Origin of the sequence: Rhodococcus sp. IEGM 1307 (assembly GCF_030056915.1) — a bacterium.
GTDB classification, from domain to species: Bacteria; Actinomycetota; Actinomycetes; order Mycobacteriales; family Mycobacteriaceae; genus Rhodococcus_F; species Rhodococcus_F opacus_D.
The window spans coordinates 233,584-251,609 of record NZ_JASHKW010000008.1 but is presented as its reverse complement, the minus strand read 5'-3'; the positions used below and the strand labels follow the sequence as shown (position 1 = coordinate 251,609).

At 66.9% G+C, this 18,026-nt stretch carries 16 protein-coding genes and 1 pseudogene; 2 read left to right on the top strand and 15 right to left on the bottom strand.

Annotated elements, in window-relative coordinates; all coding sequences use genetic code 11:
* Positions 1 to 4: 4 nt before the first annotated feature.
* The 13 genes and pseudogenes from QM841_RS17845 to QM841_RS17785 form a co-directional block, all read right to left on the bottom strand.
* Positions 5 to 379: a hypothetical protein gene (locus tag QM841_RS17845; RefSeq protein WP_283332979.1), complete on the bottom strand. Its 375-nt coding sequence runs from the start codon at positions 377 to 379 to the stop codon at positions 5 to 7.
* Between the two features lie 30 nt (positions 380 to 409).
* Positions 410 to 1,597 (bottom strand): MlaD family protein, encoded by a 1,188-nt coding sequence (locus QM841_RS17840; RefSeq protein ID WP_283332978.1) that lies wholly within the window; start codon positions 1,595 to 1,597, stop codon positions 410 to 412.
* Entirely contained in the window at positions 1,594 to 2,643 is a 1,050-nt protein-coding gene (locus QM841_RS17835; protein WP_283332977.1) for an MCE family protein, read from the bottom strand. The genes QM841_RS17840 and QM841_RS17835 overlap by 4 nt, the downstream gene beginning before the upstream one ends.
* The gene (locus QM841_RS17830) at positions 2,640 to 3,731 is read right to left on the bottom strand and encodes an MCE family protein (RefSeq protein WP_283332976.1); all 1,092 of its coding nucleotides are present in this window, start codon (positions 3,729 to 3,731) and stop codon (positions 2,640 to 2,642) included. The genes QM841_RS17835 and QM841_RS17830 overlap by 4 nt, the downstream gene beginning before the upstream one ends.
* The gene (locus QM841_RS17825) at positions 3,728 to 4,768 is read right to left on the bottom strand and encodes an MCE family protein (protein ID WP_283332975.1); all 1,041 of its coding nucleotides are present in this window, start codon (positions 4,766 to 4,768) and stop codon (positions 3,728 to 3,730) included. Before QM841_RS17825 ends, QM841_RS17830 begins: the two co-directional genes overlap by 4 nt.
* The gene (locus QM841_RS17820) at positions 4,765 to 5,781 is read right to left on the bottom strand and encodes an MCE family protein (protein ID WP_280782626.1); all 1,017 of its coding nucleotides are present in this window, start codon (positions 5,779 to 5,781) and stop codon (positions 4,765 to 4,767) included. The genes QM841_RS17825 and QM841_RS17820 overlap by 4 nt, the downstream gene beginning before the upstream one ends.
* Complete coding sequence (locus QM841_RS17815; protein ID WP_283332974.1) at positions 5,778 to 6,830, bottom strand: MCE family protein; 1,053 nt, start codon at positions 6,828 to 6,830, stop codon at positions 5,778 to 5,780. The genes QM841_RS17820 and QM841_RS17815 overlap by 4 nt, the downstream gene beginning before the upstream one ends.
* Positions 6,830 to 7,690: an MlaE family ABC transporter permease gene (locus QM841_RS17810; RefSeq protein WP_009479359.1), complete on the bottom strand. Its 861-nt coding sequence runs from the start codon at positions 7,688 to 7,690 to the stop codon at positions 6,830 to 6,832. The genes QM841_RS17815 and QM841_RS17810 overlap by 1 nt, the downstream gene beginning before the upstream one ends.
* Positions 7,690 to 8,499: an MlaE family ABC transporter permease gene (locus tag QM841_RS17805; protein ID WP_105412661.1), complete on the bottom strand. Its 810-nt coding sequence runs from the start codon at positions 8,497 to 8,499 to the stop codon at positions 7,690 to 7,692. Before QM841_RS17805 ends, QM841_RS17810 begins: the two co-directional genes overlap by 1 nt.
* 64 nt (positions 8,500 to 8,563) lie before the next feature.
* Complete coding sequence (fadD5, locus tag QM841_RS17800; RefSeq protein WP_283332973.1) at positions 8,564 to 10,156, bottom strand: fatty-acid--CoA ligase FadD5; 1,593 nt, start codon at positions 10,154 to 10,156, stop codon at positions 8,564 to 8,566.
* 126 nt (positions 10,157 to 10,282) lie between these two features.
* On the bottom strand, positions 10,283 to 11,074 hold the full coding sequence (locus QM841_RS17795) for an enoyl-CoA hydratase (protein ID WP_283332972.1): 792 nt from the start codon (positions 11,072 to 11,074) through the stop codon (positions 10,283 to 10,285).
* Positions 11,071 to 12,060 carry an NAD(P)H-dependent flavin oxidoreductase gene (locus tag QM841_RS17790; RefSeq protein WP_283332971.1) on the bottom strand — a complete coding sequence of 330 codons (990 nt, stop codon included), beginning with the start codon at positions 12,058 to 12,060 and terminating at the stop codon, positions 11,071 to 11,073. Before QM841_RS17790 ends, QM841_RS17795 begins: the two co-directional genes overlap by 4 nt.
* Before the next feature lies 1 nt (position 12,061).
* Positions 12,062 to 12,487, bottom strand: a pseudogene (locus QM841_RS17785) (3-hydroxyacyl-CoA dehydrogenase); the annotation flags it as partial.
* A gap of 439 nt (positions 12,488 to 12,926) precedes the next feature.
* Here QM841_RS17785 and QM841_RS17780 point away from each other — a divergent pair.
* Positions 12,927 to 14,165 carry a TetR/AcrR family transcriptional regulator gene (locus tag QM841_RS17780; RefSeq protein WP_283332970.1) on the top strand — a complete coding sequence of 413 codons (1,239 nt, stop codon included), beginning with the start codon at positions 12,927 to 12,929 and terminating at the stop codon, positions 14,163 to 14,165.
* A gap of 38 nt (positions 14,166 to 14,203) precedes the next feature.
* Here the strand turns inward: QM841_RS17780 and QM841_RS17775 are convergent, their stop codons facing one another.
* Together QM841_RS17775 and QM841_RS17770 are read right to left on the bottom strand one after the other, a co-directional pair.
* Entirely contained in the window at positions 14,204 to 15,136 is a 933-nt protein-coding gene (locus QM841_RS17775; protein ID WP_283332969.1) for an oxygenase MpaB family protein, read from the bottom strand.
* Positions 15,137 to 15,159: 23 nt separating this feature from the next.
* Positions 15,160 to 16,692, bottom strand: a complete 1,533-nt coding sequence (locus QM841_RS17770) for an aldehyde dehydrogenase family protein (protein WP_283332968.1) — start codon at positions 16,690 to 16,692, stop codon at positions 15,160 to 15,162.
* A gap of 156 nt (positions 16,693 to 16,848) precedes the next feature.
* On the opposite strand from QM841_RS17770, the gene QM841_RS17765 reads away from it, so the two are divergent.
* On the top strand, positions 16,849 to 17,991 hold the full coding sequence (locus QM841_RS17765) for an acyl-CoA dehydrogenase family protein (RefSeq protein ID WP_283332967.1): 1,143 nt from the start codon (positions 16,849 to 16,851) through the stop codon (positions 17,989 to 17,991).
* The last annotated feature ends 35 nt before the right edge of the window (positions 17,992 to 18,026 follow it).

Here is an 18,026-nt window from a genome sequence, read left to right as displayed (position 1 = left end):
GAGCTCAGAAGAATCTGATCCCGGCCAACCGGTGACGCACCGCCGTCGCGGGGGTCAGGAGCCAGTCGACCGTCTCGACGATCCGGCCGACGCGCAGCAGCAGCTCGTCGAGGTCCTGTTCGGGGGCCGTCAGCGACCCGACGACTCCGTCCACCGACCGGACCGTGCCTGCGAAGGTGTCGAGCCCGTCGGCGAACTTGTCCAGCAACGCGTCGAACCTGCCCAGCACGCGGGCGAATTCGTCGAGGGACGTCCCGATCTCGTGGGCCACCCCGTCGACGCGGCCGATCGTGACGTCGGCATTGAGTGCGGCCTGGGTGAGTCTCCTGATACGGCCGGCCGTATCGACACCGTCCGCCGCACCCGTCGGTTTGCTCATCGATGTTCTCTCCTCGGCTCGTGCACGGACCTAGCGCGGGGTGTGCCCCGTGAGTGGCGGCTCGATCACCAACGGATCGTCCGCGGCCGGTGGTCCGTAGACGCCGCCGTTCCTCGTCGCGTTCTCCTGACCCAGGTCGTCCGGTCGTGGAACGTTCACGGCACCCCGCTGCTCCAGGTACTGCTGCGACTGGCACGTCCAGTCCAGGGCGGGCGCACTCGGTTCCGCGTCGGTCACCAGACGGCGAGGGGCGTCGTACACGCACATCGGCCCCTGCGTTCCGACCAGGAAAAGGTCCGCGAGTCCGCCCTTCTCGATCGACGCGATCTTCGGCAGCGCGCCGGGCATGATCGTCAGGCCGTAGTCGAGGGAGGGTGTGCGGTCACCGACGATCCGGGTGGGGAGGACCAGATTCGTCATCAGGGCGCCCAGTGAGTCCCGATTTCCCGACAGCAACGAGTCCAGACTCGCCATCGTCTGCGGCGAGCGCCCGAGCAGGTCGACGAGCGCGGAATCGTTGGCCCGCAACTGCTCGAGGACGCTCCGGGCGGTGCTCGCCGATTCCGGCAGAGCGGCGGTGACGCCGTCCGCGGTGTCCAGGAGCGGCATGCCCTTGTTCACGATGGTCGACAATGCGTCGGTGCGGGTTTCGAGTGTCCGGGCGATCTCGGCGGAACCGTCGAGCAGGTTCTGCAGGTCGGGCCCCGTGCCCCCGAAGGCGGTGCCGAACGTGTCGGCCAGCGACGACAGAGCGGTGACGTCCATCGAGTTCACGAGGTCCGTGGTCTCGACGAGGGTCGCGTCGAGCGAGCGCGGGATTCCCTCCTCCGGAACCTCGACGACGTCTCCGTCCGCGAGGTACGGCGGGTCCGCACTGTCGGGCATGATGTCGAGCGCCTGGATGCCGATCGCGTTCTCGGTGGTGATCTTCGCCGTCGATCCGGCCGGCACCTGGGTACCGGGATGCAGTTCGATGCCGAGGACGACGCCCGTCCCTTCGGGGTTCACGTCGACGGAGCTGATAGTGCCCACTCCGACGCCGCGATAATTGACGGACGCTCCCTGGGCGAGGCCCGCGGCGTGGTCGAGCCGCGCACTCAGGTGAATGGGACTTCCGAACGTGTCCGGGCCTGCGACGTACCGCAGACCGAACAGCATCGCGGCGATCGAGATCACGAGGAACAGGACCAACTGCGCGACCACGTGACGTGTCGTCATCGGACGCCTCCGGCGAGTACCTCGGGCAGCGTGCGGGCTTCCGGCACCTCGAGCGGAGCCGATCCGGTGAGCAACTTGGCGATGACGGCGGTGACGTCGAACGTTCCGTCGAACGTCGTGTAATCGCCGGGTGTGGCCGCGGCGAATCCACCGAGGAACGTCGCCACCGAATTCAACGTCGGCACGAGTTGTGACTCGAACCCGTCGAGTGCCGTGAGCACGGCCCCCGCGTCGCTGATCTCGGCCGACAGTTCGGATCCGGCGCTGCCGAGGACATGTTGCGCCTCGCGGCTGAGACGCGACGCCTCCCCCATCAACGCGACGATCTGATCTCGTTGCGACACCAGGAGATCCAACGCAGGCGCCAGGCCGGTCATCGCCCGATCGAGGGTCGGTTGCCCGGCGGCGAGTTCCGCCGCGAAGGCATTGGACGCCACCATCGCCCGGTCGAGTTCGTCCCGATGGTCGTCGACGACGCCCAGTGTGTCGTTCAACATGTCCACCAGTTCCCGGACCTTGTCCGAGCGGCCCGCGAAGGCGACGGTCAATTCGTTCATGATGGCGTGCATCTGGTCTATGCCGCTGCCGTTCAGCACGGTGGCCAGCGCGGCCAGGCCACTCTCGATGTCGGGACCGCGCGACGTCCGGTCCAGTGGGATGGTGTCACCCTCGCTCATCGGCGCGCCCGCCGCGTCCCCGACGTCGAGTCGGACGAAGGGATTGCCGAGGGCCGTGGGCAATTCGATCCGGGCCGTCGCATCCTGCGGTATCGGGACGTCGTCGCGGATCCGCATCTCGATCCGAGCGGTGAAGTCCCGGGTCGACACGTCCGAGACTCGGCCCACCACCTCTTGACCCACCCGGACCTCGGCGCCCGGGACGACACGATCGACACCGTCGAACTGCGCGGAGATCTGATACGACGGACCGTCCGGCGAACGGCCCACCGACAGATCCTGCAGGCTCAGCGAACACCCCGCGACCGGCAGCGCCATACCGACGACCAGCGCCGCCGTCAGCGATTTCGTTCTCGTCCGGATCGTCATCGTCCTCCGACCATGAGTTCGCGCAGCCCGAACGGGTCGGACATGCTGGGCGGAAACTGAATCGGGTTGGTGATTCCCGCTCCGCGGCAGAGGATCGGATCGACCACCGCGCAGAGCGGGGACGTCGGCTCGGCCTGCGCCAGGTTGGTGGAGATGTTCAGCCGGATGCGGGCACGCTGGTCAGGAGTGACCGCACGCTGGATGTTGTCGATCAGCAAGGGCACCAGGTCCATGATCTCGGCGAGGTCGGTGTCGTGCCTCTGCAGCACCTCGCTCACTCCCGCGAGGTTGTCGATGCCGGCGGCGACGTCGCCGCCCCGGGCGGACACGAGTTGGTCGAACTGGTTCAGGAGCGCGGACAACTGGTTCACCGTGTCGCCGATCGCGAACTGCTGGCCGGCGAACTCGTCGCCGATCGCAGTGAGCGAACCGGCGAGTGAATCGACCTGCGCCTGACGCGACGAGATCGCGTTCACGAGCACCTCGAGGTTGTCGACGAGCGCGCCGACATCCGCGCTGTTGCCTGCGATCACCGAACTCGCCTGCGACAGTGTGCGGATGGCGTCGTTCATCGCGGGACCGAGGCCGTCCGAGGACGCGGCGGCAGCGGAGATCGCTGCGCCGGCATCGCCTCCGTCCGGACCGAGCGCCTTGACGACGGTGTCGACGCTGTCCATCAACTGGTCCCAGGTGATCGGCGAATGACTGCGCTCGGGTGCAATGGTCTGCCCGCTCTCGAACACCGGGCCGCCGGTGTACGCGGGGCCGAGTTCGACGAATCGCTCACCGATCGCGGACGTCACCAGCACGTACGCGTTCGCGTCCGCGGGCAGCACGATGTCCGACGCGACGGACATCGTGACCATTACGGTCGCGCCTCTCGGCTCGACCGCCTCGACCGTGCCGACCGGAACCCCGAGCACCGAGACCTTGGTGCCGGGGAACACGCCGTTGACGTAGGCGAATTCGGAATGCACGACGGTGGACGACGTGCGGAAGATCAGCAGCCAGCCGGCCACGACGATCGCCACCACGAGCGCGAGCACGCCGCCGATCCCGGCGACCCGGCGCGCGATACCCGCGTTCACGAGCACCCCGTGATCAGTCCGACGACGCACAGCAGGTTGTCGGCGATGACGGCCGACGGCGCGGAGACGTCGGCCCAGTCGCCGGTTCCGGTCGCGTTCACGAGGGCCCTCGCGGCCGGTGCACCCGTGGTCAGGAGCGCGTCGAGGTTGGCGAGGTTCGCCTGCAACCGGTCCGTCACCTGCCTCGCGTTGGCGAGCAGTGAATCCAGCTCGGCGGTGTTCTCGCCGAGGAACTGGGATGCCTGTGCGACGAGCGCCTGGAGATCGTCGACCATCTGGCGGATGGCTGCACGCCGGGTGGCGAGTGTGTTCATCACGACGTCCGCGTTACCGAGCAAGGTGGTGAGCTGACCCTGCTGACCGACCAGCACGTCCGTGAGGGTCCGCGAGCTGTCGAGCAATTGCGTGACCTGATCGGCGTTCTTCGCCAGGATCGTGGACGCCGCGCTCACACCCGCCAGTGCCTCCCGGTTGAGGTTCGCGTCCTGCGGCAACGTCTCCGTCACCACCGCAAGCATCTTCTGCAGTCCCCCGAGGTCGAGTTCGTCCGCCGTCTCGATCGCGGACGATCCGATGTCGTCGAGCGAATACGGAACGCTGGTGCGGCGGAGTGGAATCACCCCGTCGTCCCCCAGGTCTCCCGGCCCCGACGGCGCGACGTCCAGATAGCGCTTGCCGAGGATGGTCGACAGCTTCACCCCCGCGGACGTCGTCGATCCGAGGTGACGTTCACCGTCGAGCCGGAAGTGCACGACCACGTGATCGCCCGCCAGGTCCACTCCGGTGACCCGGCCGGCGGGGACCCCCGCCACGTACACGTAGTCCGAATCGGTCAGGCCCGCAGCGTTCGCGAGTTCGGCCGTGTACCCGTCGGTCCGCACGGCGAAGCTCACCCGCGGGATCACCAGAACCAGCGCCAGCGCCAGCGTTGCCGCGAGAATTCCCACGATTCCGACGATCAGCGGGTTGACGGGCCGCACTCGCTGATTTCCGGCCAGCGAGTCCCAGACGTCGCGCACGTTCTCGGTGACACTCATTGGCAGTACCTCGAATGCAGGTCGGGACCGAGGGCGCCTTCGCGACCGTCGACGTTGACGATGAAGGTGCACAGGTAGATGTTGAGCCACGAGCCGTACGAGCCCGAGCGGTCGACGGAGGAGAAGAACTCCGGCATGGCCACCATGAGGTGATCGAATTCCGGGTTGGCGCCCAGCATCGCCCCCGTCAGCGAGTGAAGTTGTTCCACGGTGCGGCCGAGCTCCGGGACGCGCCCGTCCACGATCTGCAGCGCCGAGCGACTCACCGCCGCACTCTGATCGAGGGTGTCCATGAGAACCTCGTTGTTCTCGGCCAGCATCCCGGTGAACTGGGTGAGGCTGTCGACGAGGTGGGACAGCTCGGGACCCCGTGCCGCCGCCGTTCCCACCACCACCTCGAGGTTCCGGATGAGATCACCGATCAACTGATCGTGATTCGCCAGGTTGCCGGTGACGTCCGCCACCCTGCGCAGCAGAGTTTCCATGCTCGCCTTCCTGCCGTCGAACACCGCGACGACTTCGGTGGCGAGTGCGTTGACCTGTTTCGGGTCGATGGCGTCGAACAGTGGCTTGAATCCGTTGAAGAGACTGGTGAGGTCGAGTGCGGGCGACGTTCGGTCGAGCGGAATCGTGTCGCCCTCCTCGAGGGTGCCCTCGCCCGACGGCCCGGCCGCGAGATCGAGATACCGGACCCCCAGGAGGTCGCCGTACCGGATGGCGACGGTGGTGTCGGCGGGAAGCTTCTGATCGCGCTGCACCTCGAAGTCCACCAGGGCGGTGGCACTTCCGGCGTCGCCGTCGACGATGTCGATCGAATCGACACGTCCCACCCGCACACCGGCGATGGTGACGTCGCTGCCGGGAGTGACACCCTGGGCGTCGGTGAACAACGCCTTGTACGTGACGGTCTGCCCCTCGACCGGGACCCGCAGCGTGTTCACGACGAGCACTGCCGAGAGGATGCCGAGGACGCCGAAGATCGCCAGTTTGATTGCCGAGTTCCGGACGCTCATCCTCCGCCACCTCCCCCGCAGTTCGGTCCGTCCATGCCGGGATACTGCGGGCAGTCGGCCGACGTGTAGGGCCGCGGGTTGGACAGGTCCGCGGCGACCCGGACCGCGAACTTGCCGGTGGCGAAGACGGCGGCGCCGGCCTCGCCGAACGGGCCTGCCTCGTCGAGGGTGGCCCGCAGCAGATCGGACTTGCTGGCCATGGTGCCCAGGGTCGGCGAGACGTTCAGGGCCACCGCGATCATGTTGTCCGCGTTCTGTTCCAGGACGTCGCCGGAATTCCTCGAGACGACGAGCGAAGCGGCGAGGAAACCGGTGAAGCTGTCGGTGTTCTCGACGAGTGTGTTCGACAGCGACACCGCGGCGTCCATGGCGGCGAGGACGTCCGGCGCGGCCGCGGCCAGTTGCTCACTGATCCGGGCGATCTGTGGCGTCCGCTCCGCGACCGACTCGACGAGTGGCGCGGTGGATGTCGCCACAGCGTGGAGGCTGTCGATGGTGTGCCCCAACTGCTCGCCGCGACCCCGCAACGCGTCGGCGACGGCGCTGAGTGCGGCCTGCATCTGTTCGGGTTTCACCCGCGACAGCATGTCGTAGACCTTCGAGTACAGGTCGTACATCTGGACGGTCTCCGCCGAGGTGTCGGGTTGCAGCCGCGCCCCGGCCTCGAGTCGGGCGCCGCCGCTTCCGGCGGTCGACACCAGCTCGACGGTCTGGTCGCCGAACAGCGTGCGGGGAACGACCCGCACCTCGACGGAAGCCGGGATGTGACGCATCTGCTCGGGGCGGAGACTGATGTCCATGCCCGTCTCGTTCATTCCGGCGTCGACACTCGACACGGTTCCGACGGTCGCCCCCTTGTAGGACACCGTGGTGTGCGACTTCACGGCACCGGCGTCGGCCGGAAGTGTCGCTGTCACCACGGGATCGGTGACGATCGTTCCGGTGCCGAAACCGACCAGCAATGCCGATCCCAGAATCAGGACCGCCACTCCGATCACCCCCCGCACGGCGAGTGCGCCGGTGCCCGGACCACCCGGGCGGCCGCGCATCACGGCAACCCCAGGGCGGGGGCGGACGGGACGAGACCCCACAGCGAGAGCGTCAGCAGCAGATCGACGATACCGATGGCGAGGATGCTGGTCCGCAACGCACGTCCGGCCGCACGGCCGACGCCCTCGGGGCCGCCGTGCGCGTGGTATCCGTACGAGCAGTGGACGAGCGCGATGATCGTCGCGAACACGACGGCCTTGACGAACGAGTACACGACGTCGGTGGGGGTGAGCATGAGATGGAAGTAGTAGTCGTAGGTTCCGGCCGACTGCCCGCCGAACGTGACGATCACGAGCCGCGATGCCAGGTACGACGACAGCAGGCCGACGACGTACAACGGCACCACACAGATCAGGCACGAGACGAGTCGTGTGCTCGCGAGGAACGGCAGCGACCGGATCGCCATCGCGTCCAGCGCACTGATCTCCTCCGAGATGCGCATGGCGCCGAGCTGCGCGGTGAACCCGGTTCCGACCTTCGCCGCGAGCGCGATGCTGGCGATCACGGGCGCCAGTTCGCGGGTGTTGAGGATCGCCGACAGGAGTCCGGACAGCGATCCCATGCCGAGCAGGTCCAGTCCGCGCAGCCCCTCGATGCCCACCTGCGTCGCAGCGACGGCGGACATCGCAAAGACGACACCGATCGCGCCGCCGCCGGCGAGCAGCGTGGCACCGCCGAAGCTGATGTCGCCGATCTGACGCATGATGTGCCGCCAGTACTTCACGATGGCGAGGGGAACTCCGGCGATCACGCTGCCGTAGAACGTGAATTCCCGCCCCAGCCCCGTCATCAGGTCGAGGGGCTGACGAGCCCGGGCCCGCACCCAGTGCACTGCGGGCCATCTGGTGCTCACGACCATCAGTAACCACCTACCGGGACGACGAGAACGGAATAGAGCTGACTGAGCACGGTGTTGACGATGAAGACCAGGATGAAGGCCAGAACGACGGCCTCGTTGACGGCGTCGGCGACACCGCTGGGCCCGCCCTTGGCGTGCAGCCCCTTGAAACTGGCGACGAGCGCCGACGTCACCGCGAACGCCGTCGATTTGACGAGGGCGACCACAAAATCCGACAGCCGCGTGTACTGCGACAGTGCGGTGAGAAAGCTTCCCGCCGAACTGTTCTGGACGATCACCTGGAAGAGGAAGCAGGCCGACACTCCGACGGCGGTGACCATCGCGCAGAGTGCGATGCCGACGATCACCGCTGCGAGCACGCGCGGGACCACGAGCCGCTCGATCACATTGAGCCCGAGCACCTCCATGGCCTCGACCTCTTCGCGGATCGTCCGCGAGCCGAGGTCGGCGCAGATCGCGGACCCTCCGACCCCGGCCAGCATCAGCGCGCACACCAGGGCGGACGCCTGCCCGACGATCACGAACCCCACGACCGCCCCGGTGTACCCCTCGGCGCCGAGCTGACCGGCGAGGCTACCGATCGTGACAGCGATGAGGACTCCGATGGGGATCATCAACAGCAGGGCGGGTGCCGATGTGACCGACGCGATCCGCCAGGCCTGATCCAGCAGTTCCCGCCAGGCCAACTTGCGCCGCACCAGAACTCGCACCGCGGCCACCGTGGTCGCGATAGAGAATCCGATGAGTGCGCCGACTTCGTTGGCGAAGTGACTCACGGGCCCTTTGGCGGGTGGCAACTCGAATGTCACGCGGTCCTCCCCCGTTGCCGGTCACCGCAGAGCGGGGACCGGCCTCGAGATGTTCGATACGGGGTCAGACGACCGCGACGCCGGATGCGCCGTGGGCCTTTCGGAGCTCGCCTTTGACGACCTTGCCGCTGGCGTTGCGGGGCAGCGCGTCGACGATCACGACGTCTTTCGGGTGTTTGTACCGGGCGAGCTTGTCGTCGAGCCATGCCGCGAGTTCGTCCACAGTGAGGTCGGATCCCTCGTCGTCGAGTGCGACGACGGCGACGGGCACCTCGGTCCACTTGGGATCGGGCCGGCCGACGACGGCGGCCTCCCGGATCCGCGGATGTCCGAACAGGACGTTCTCCATCTCGGCGCAGTAGATGTTCTCTCCGCCGGAGATGATCATGTCCTTCTTCCTGTCGACGACGTAGACGAATCCTTCGTCGTCCTGCCGCACCAGATCTCCGGAGTGGAACCACCCGCCGGCGAACGCGTCCGCCGTGGCGGCCGGGTTCTGCCAGTACTCGAGCATCATCGTCGGTCCGCGGTAGACGATTTCGCCGACGGTCCCGGGTGCGACGACGTTCATGTCGTCGTCGACGACGCGTGTCTGGATCGTCGGGATCGGTTTGCCCACCGAACCCAGTTTGCGGATCGCGTCGTCCCCGTCGAGGACACAGGTGATGGGCGACATCTCGGTCTGCCCGAACACGGCGACGATGAGCGCCCGCGGGAACGTGTCCGCCATGGCGCGCAGCACAGTATCCGATGCGGGCGCCGCCCCCCAGCTGATGACGCGGAGGGCGAGATCGCGACCCCGGACGGTCGGGTCGGCGCAGACGGCCTGCCACTGCACCGGCACGAGGAACACCGTCGTGATCCGCTCCTGCTCCCACACGTCGAGCATCTCGGTGGGGTTGAACGCCTTGAGCGGGTGAATCACCGTGGTACCGCCGAGCATCAGCATCGGGGCGACGGAACCGAGCGCGGCCACGTGGAACACGGGGGACGCGAGGAACCCGATGTCGTCGCCGCGGTCGTAACGCATCGCGCGGATACAGGTGATGGACTGTCCGACCATGTTCGAGTGCGACAGCACCGCCCCCTTGGGCGTACCCGTCGTTCCGGACGTGTAGAGAATCAGCGACGGTGTGTCCTCCGGCAGATCGACGGGGGCATGGGCCGGGCCGGACTCCGACACGAGTTCTTCGTAGCCGAGCATGTCGGCTTCCGTGTCGGCGCCGATGTTCACGACCAGGCTCAGTTCGGGAACGTCCTGCCGCACCGCCGCGACCAGCGGTGCGAGCGCGGGCTCGGTGAACACCGCACAAGCCCCGGAGTCACGGGCGATGAACGCGACCTCGGGCGGGGTGAGCCGGAAGTTGACGGGGACCGCGATGGCGCCGAGGGCATTGATCGCGAGAACCGCTTCGAAGAATTCGGTGCGGTTGAGGGTGATCAGCAGAACACGGTCGCCGAACTTCACGCCTCGCCGGGACAGTGCGCCGGCGAGCGCCTCCGATCGGTCGTGCAATTCGCGCCAGGTCGTACTATGGCCGAGAAAGCGGAACGCGGCCTGATCGGGCTTCATCTCCGCGTGCGACGCAACCCAGTTGTTCCAGTGGTTGCGGCGGGATTGCAGTGGCTGCTCCAGCAGCTCGCTACGTGACGACATGTGGTGGTGGTCCCTTCGCTGTACTCGTGTCCGGCGCCCGTCTGCCTGTTCGGACCCGCACCGAGCTGTGACGAGTATTACAGATCTCGACGTCTATCGGAACAGTCTTGTTAACCGCAATTCGCATCAGCTCCGGAAGTTCGGAGCGCGTTTCGCGAGCATCGCGGTGACGCCTTCGACGAAGTCGGGGGCCTGCAGCAGTTCCGCCTGGCCCGCCTTCTCGCGGTCGAGTGATGCGTCCAGAGCTGTGAGCGTCGCTGCGGTGAGTGCCCGCTTGGTGAGTTCGATGGCCCGCCTCGGACCACGAGCGAGCCGGGCCGCCACGGCATCGACGTGCGCGGCGAGTTCGTCCGGAGGGAGGACGCCCGCGATCAGGCCGTCCCGCTCCGCCTGCGCGGCGGGCAGGCGCTCTCCGAGGAGTGCCATCCGGGTAGCCCGTGCCCGGCCGACGGACGCCGCGATCAGCGCGCTGGAACCGCCGTCTGGCATCAACCCGATGTTGACGAACGCAAGAAGTAGATAGGCGTTCTCGGAGGCATACGTCAGGTCGGCCGTCAGCGCGATGGACGCCCCGACACCCGCGGCCGCCCCGTTCACCTGCGCGATGACCGGGACCGGCAACTCGACGATGGCACGAACCACCCGGTTGGCGGAGTCCATCACCACCTCCGCGGGCGCTTCCCGGCCCCCGGCCGCGGCGGCCGCCGCGAGGTCCGCGCCCGTGCTGAAGGCCTTGCCCGCCCCCGCGATGATCACGACGCGAACCGAGGAGTCCGTGGCGGCTGCGGTGAGCACGTCGCCCAGTGCCGTCATGTGTGCCAGGTCGAGGGCATTCATCCGGTCGGGGCGGTCGATCGTGATCCGGAGGATCCCGGCCTCGTTGACGACGCGCAGCCCGTCGACCGCCGGGGCGGTCACGACACCGCTCCGATGCGCGAGTCGACCGTGCTCGCGAGCCGTCCGGTAATGATCGATTCCGCCTCCGTGACCATCCGGGTCACGAGTTCGCACACGGTCGGGATGTCGTCGATCAGGCCCTGGCTCTGTCCAGCGGTCCAGATTCCGGCGTCGAGATCGCCCCTTTCGAACACCGTGCGTCCCCGGGCTCCGGCGACGAGATGCTGGATGTCGGCGAATTCGCAGCCACGGGATTCGATGTCGACCACCTCGGTGCTGACCGCGTTGGTCGCGACGCGGGCGGTGTTGCGAAGGGAGCGGAAGATGAGTTCGGTGTCGCGTTCGGTGTTGGCGACGATCTGTTCCTTGACGGCGTGTGCCACCGGGGATTCGACCGTGCACATGAATCGGGTGCCCATGTTCACGCCGTCGGCGCCGAGTGCGAGTGCTGAGACGAGACCACGCGCGTCCGCGATACCTCCGGACGCGATCAGGGGGATCGTGAGCTTTCGGGCGGCCGCCGGGATCAGGATCAGGCCCGCGACGTCGTCCTCACCCGGGTGCCCTGCGCATTCGAAGCCGTCGATGCTGACCGCGTCGACACCCACCTGTTCCGCCTTCACCGCGTGCCGCACGCTCGTGCACTTGTGGATCACCTTGATCCCCGCGTCCTTGAGGTGCGGGAGGTGGTCCACCGGATTGGAGCCGGCGGTCTCGACGATCCCGATTCCGGAATCGATGATCGCCTGGCGGTACTCGGCGTACGGCGGCGGGTTGATCGACGGGAGGATCGTCAGATTCACACCGAAGGGCTTGTCGGTGAGCTCCCGTGTGCGGGCGATCTCCGCAACGAGATCTTCGGGAGTCGGCTGGGTGAGCGCGGTGAGAAATCCGAGCGCCCCCGAATCGGCCACGGCCGCTACGAGTTCGGCACGGCCGACCCACATCATGCCGCCCTGGACGATCGGATGCTCGACACCGAAGGCCTCGGTGAATTTCGTCCTCATCTCAGTTCACCTCTTCGAACGTGCCGCCTGCGGCAGCCTTGTCCAGCAGTAGTTGGGGTGGAAGGAATCGGTCGCCGTACCGCGCGGCCAGCAGCTGCGCCCGGGAGACGAACCCCTGGATCCCGCCCGCGTATTGGTCGATGTAGCGGGCCACGCCACCGGTCCAGCCGGGGTACCCGATGCCGAGAATGGAACCGACATTGGCGTCGGTGGTCGACTCGAGCACCCCCTCTTCCAGGCATCGGACCGTCTCGACGGCCTCGATGAAGAGCATCCGCTCCTTGATGTCCTCGAACGGGATCTCGGTGTGCGCACCATCGCGCCGGAACATCTCGAGCCCGGACCACAATCCGACGCGCTTACCGTCCGCGTACTCGTAGAAGCCGGCGCCTGTGGAGCGACCCTTGCGGCCGAACTCGTCGATCAGCGCCGGGTCCAGATTCGGATTCCAGACCTGGATCTCCTCGATCAACCCGACCGCCAGGTCGATGGGCTTGGTGCCGTGCAGGGCACCGTTGCTCTTGCCCCGCCCACGAGGGGTTCTGATCGCGTCGAAGATCAATGCCTGCCCGCTCTGCCGGGTTGCACTCATGTTCCAGCTACCTCCGATAGTTCGAAATGTGACAACCAGGAGCGCACGACCGTCAGGAGAGACCGCGGGCACATGCGAATTTCGGTTAACTTATTCCGCCTGTTCCTCACGTGTCAATACCCCCACGACACCTTGTCGGCCGGATTCACCGGCATTTTCCGAGAATGCGGCGTGAGAATTTCTCCGAACGCAACCCTCAGCCGACCAGACGATGCGAAAGTCTCGGTTAAGATGATCGACAGTTAAACTGGCAGATGACTGCCAATTACTGGAGGTGACCGTGGCTCGGACCAGCACGACGGCCGGTGCCGCCACCGAGCGGCCGATCCGCCGTCGCCCGAAGAACCGCAAGGCCCAGATCGCGAACGTCGCTGCCGAGGCCTTCAGCGAGCGCGGCTACCACGCGGTCGGCGTCGACGAGATCGCGGCCACCATCGGGATCTCCGGCCCCGCCCTCTACCGGCACTACCCCAACAAGTACGCCCTGCTCGTACACGCCGCCACCACGACGGCCGACGCTCTGCAGGCAGCCGCGGACGGCGCGCTCGAGGGGATGGCCGAACGCGAGCCCGGAGACCGCCTCGACCATCTGATCTCCGCGCTCGTCGCGAATACCATCGAGAACCGCAAGGTCGCCGGGCTCTACCGCTGGGAGGGCCGGTACCTCGAGGCCGAGGATCGCACGCGAATCCGCGACGTCTTCGTTCACGTCACCCAGTGCGTGGCGGGCCCCCTGCGGGAACTGCGCCCCGAACTCACGTCCGTCGACGCCACGACACTGGGGGCGTCGACACTGAGCGTGATGGGAAGCATCAGCGCACACCGCACCACCCTCGCGACGCGCCGGCTCGGCGCGCTACTCGAGTCGGCGTGCGAATCGATCCTGCACGCGACACTGCCTCCCGCCGTCCCGGCCGACGGCAGGAACGCGGGCACAGGTGCGGTACGCGGCCTGGCGGTGACGTCCAAGCGCGAGTTGCTGATCAACGAGGCCGTGAAGATATTCGACCGGCACGGCTATCACGACTCGAGCATCGAAGAAATCGGCGCCGCGGCCGGCATCAACGCGTCGAGCGTGTACCGCCACTTCCCCAGCAAGGCCGACCTTCTCGCGGCGGTGTTCTACCGCGCGTCCGACCGGCTGGCTGTGGCTACCTCGGCAGCGCTGTCCACCGCCACCGGCCCCGAGGATGCACTCCGCACACTCGCGGAGTCCTATCTGGAACTCGCCTTCCGGAACCCGGAAGTGCTGTCGGTGTACTTCGCGGAGATCGGGAATCTCCCGAAGAACGAGCGGACCAATCTCCGCAACGTGCAGCGCCTGCACGTCGAGGAGTGGGTCCACCTGGTGACCACCGTGCGCTCCGAACTCTCGGCTCCGGAGGCACGGTTCCTGGTTCACGCGGCGCTGGGTTTGGTTCTCGATATCGGCCGACTGGTCCACTTCGACACCCGCGAGGAGTCGCGTGCGCGTCTCCACACCCTGATGACGGCGGTACTACTGGGCCACTGAGGCCGTGTCCCTGGACGAGTCGCCCAGGGGCACAGCCGTCATGCGACCTGTCGACGGGCTCCACGGTGATTGTCGCTGTCCGCGCCCAGATCCCGGGGACGGTAGCCGACCGGGTATCCGGGATAGCTCCGGTTGTGCCGATCCCGGGCGGCCTTGGACTCCCGCCGCGGCGGCAGGAAGCGCACGAACCTCGCACGGATCCGCAGCGCACGGCGGGACGCGTTCTGCAGCCAGATCGGGGCGGCGGGAAACCCGAACGCCGACAGCATCATCGGGTCGAGGAGGGCGTAGACCCCCTGAGCGACGAGCGGCCGGAGAGGCGCCGGAAACCAGGAACAGAACAGCTTCAGCGTGTAGGTGCCGACGCGATGGTTGTCGTCGGTGTACCGGAAATGCTTCCGCTCGTAGTCCACCTTGAACCGGTAGAAGTCCTCGAAATGCTCGGGAATGTTCTTGATTCCCATTCGGATTCCCACCTGGCGGTAGAAATGGAAACACGCGAGACGCTCGTTCGGGGTCAGCCGCCGCCACCCGAAGCGGTCGATCCAGTCGATCGGCTCGTAGATGAAGGTGGTCAGCACGTACAGCATGTCGTCGTTGTCGATGTCGTACTTGCCGTGCATGCGGTTCACGACGCGCAGCGATTCGACGCCGCGCTCGGAGTCGTAGCCGTGTTCGACGAGTTCGGCCATCAGCAGCGCGGTGTCGTCGTACCGCTTCTGTGGCCGTTTCTCGAACTCACCGGTGCGTTGCAGCAGTTCCGAAATGGTGGGGACGCAGTACGTCCGGAACAGCGCGAACTCGAGGGATCGCTGGTAGTCCCACGGAAATTCGTAGCCGGCCGTGATGCGATGGATTTCCTGGTGATCCCGAATCGGGTCGAGTTCCTCGATGCGGCGCCGCCAGCCGTGCCTGCCCCGCGGAACCTCGCCCGGCGCGCCGGTGTCGGCACGCTTGGTCTTCATCAGCATGTGAATACCCTCCTGCCGTGTGATCAGCGTCCGTGCCGGTTCTTCAACATCCAGGCCGAGATCTTCATGTCCCGCGACTTGCGCTGCATGGTGAGCAGGTTCAGCGGAGCCGCGAACTTCTGCCTGGCGATGGATTTGACCCGGCTGAATTCACGCAGACCGTCGGCGCCGTGGATGCGGCCGAAGCCCGAATCTCCGACACCCCCGAACGGCAGCGCCGCCACACCGGCGAACCCGAGCACCGAACCGATCGTCACGACTCCGGTCCTGAGCTTCTCGGCAGCCTGCATCGCCTTCGTCGCATCCTTGGTGAAGATGGATGCGCCGAGCCCGAACGTGGTGCCGTTGGCCTTCGTGACCGCTTCGTCGAGGCTGGCGACCTTGTTGATGACGACCGTGGGTCCGAACGTCTCCTCGCGGATCGCGGTGCTGTCCTCGGGAACGCCGGTCAGCACGATCGGCCCGACGTAGCCGTCCTTGATGGAGTCCAGTCCGCCGACCACCGCGGATCCGCCCTTGTCGAGTGCGTCCTGGACGTGGCCGCGGACGACGTCGGACTGGCCGGCCATCGTCATCGGACCGTAGGCGGCGTCCCGGGGGCCGGGGTGCAGGACCTTCGACTTCTCGGCGACCAGTCGGACGAACTCGTCGTACACCGAGTCGACGACGTAGATGCGCTCGACGCCGGCGCACGTCTGTCCGGCGTTGCCCATCGCGCCGAACACCGCGAAGCCGGCCGCCTCGTCGAGATTCGCGTCGGCGTCGACGAGCATGGCGTCCTTGCCGCCCGCCTCGACGACGAGGGGGGTGAGCGTTTCGGCGCACGCGGCCATGACGCGCTTGCCGGTGGCGGCAGATCCGGTGAAGGCGATCTTGTCGACCCCGGCCGAGACGAGAGCCGCGCCGGTCGACCCGTCTCCGGTGACCACCTGCAGCACGGGTTGGTTGGGAACGAGCGTCTTCCACTTGTCGGCGAGCCACACCGCGACCCCGGGGGTCAGCTCGCTGGGTTTGAAGACGACAGTGTTGCCCGCCGCCAGCGCATAGGAGATCGACCCCATCGGCGTGTACACGGGGTAGTTCCACGGCCCGATGACACCGACCACACCCATCGGCTCGTATCCGACACTGCTGGCCTGGTTCGCGCTGACCAGGCCCGACGGCACCTTGCGCCGCTTCAGGACCTTGCCCGCGTTCTTCGCGGCCCAGTCGAGGTGTTCGACGGCGAGCATCACTTCGAGGAGCGCGTCGTCGTACGGCTTACCGGTTTCGGCGGCGACGAGTGCGGCGAGCTGCTCACCGTCTCGCGCGACGGACTTCTTCCAGTCGAGGAGCCATTGCTTGCGGCCGTCGAATCCGAGAGCGTTCCACCACTGAGCGGCCGCTCGGGCCGCGTCGACGGCCTCGCGCACCTCCTGCTCCCCCTGGATCGGGTACTCGGCCAGGACGTTGCCGTTGCGCGGGTCCAGGGACGCGAACGTCTTCGGCGCCTGCTCCGTCGAGGCCGCGGGCTGCGCGCCGGCCGTCGTCTCGGTCGTCTCCGCCTGCTGTGGCATGGTCTGTCCTCCCTCGAGATCACATCAAATATATGTGATGTGATGTAATGTAGTGGACATCACAGTATGCGGCAGACCCCATCGCGGCAAGCCCCACACAGTCACCTCCGGCCGACCGATTCGCCGGCCGAATCAACCTCGAGGAGTCCCCCGGACATGAGCGTCGAATTCACCAGTGAACAAAAGGACTTCGCGTCGGCAATCGCCGATTTCTGCAAGCGCGAGAGCGGCACCCGCGAGCAGCGCGACAGGCTGACGAATCACGGCGAGCACAACCACAATCAGGACGTCTACGAGAAGATGGCCAAGCTGGGCTGGCTGGGCATCACCATTCCCGAGGAGTACGACGGATCGGCCGCCAGCCACGTCGACATGTGCATCCTGCTCGAGGAGGCCGCCAAGGGCATGGCCCCCATCGGCGGCATCGGTCCCACCCTGATCACGGGCGGCGCCTACGCGAAGTTCGGGACCGACGCACAGAAGGACATCGTGCTGCGCGGCATCGTGGCCGGCCGATCACAGTCCATCTCGATGTCCGAGCCGGAAGCCGGTTCCGACGTCGGCAACCTCAGCACCCGCGCGGAGAAGACCGCCGACGGCTGGGTGATCAACGGTCAGAAGACGTGGTGCTCCAACGCACACTTCGCCGACAACATCCTGCTCGTGGCCCGCACCGGGCGCGGCGACGGCAAGCACGAAGGCCTCACGATGTTCCACGTCCCCGCGGATACCGCCGGGCTGAAGATCAGCGGCATCGACACGATGGGCGGCAAGGAGGTCAACGATCTCTACTTCACCGATTGCGTCCTGCCCGAGGACGCGGTGGTGGGCGAGGTCGGCAACGGCTGGCGCCAGCTGATGACCGGCCTGAACTTCGAACGCCTGATCCTCGCCGCCATGATGCTCGGCACCGCGCAGCGCGCGTTCGCCGACACCCTCGACTTCGTCACCCAGCGCAAGCAGTTCGGGCGGCCCGTCGGATCGTTCCAGGCGCTGCGCCACCGCATCGCCGATCTCGCGACCGAGATCGAGTGCTGCAAGCTGCTCGTCTACAGCGTCGCCGAGGACGTCGACGCGAACCCGGACAAGATGCTGGCCCGCGAGGCGTCGATGGCCAAACTGAAGGTCACGGAGACGGCGAAGAAGGTCGCGCTCGAGGGCATGCAGATGATGGGCGGGTACGGCTACGCCACCGAGTTCGACATGGAGAAGCACGTCCGCTCCACCATCGTGTCGACCATCTACGGCGGTACCAACGAGATTCAGCGCGACATCATCGGCAAGACCTACGGCTTGTAATCATCCCCTGCGGTTTATGCTGGTTTGCCGCATCG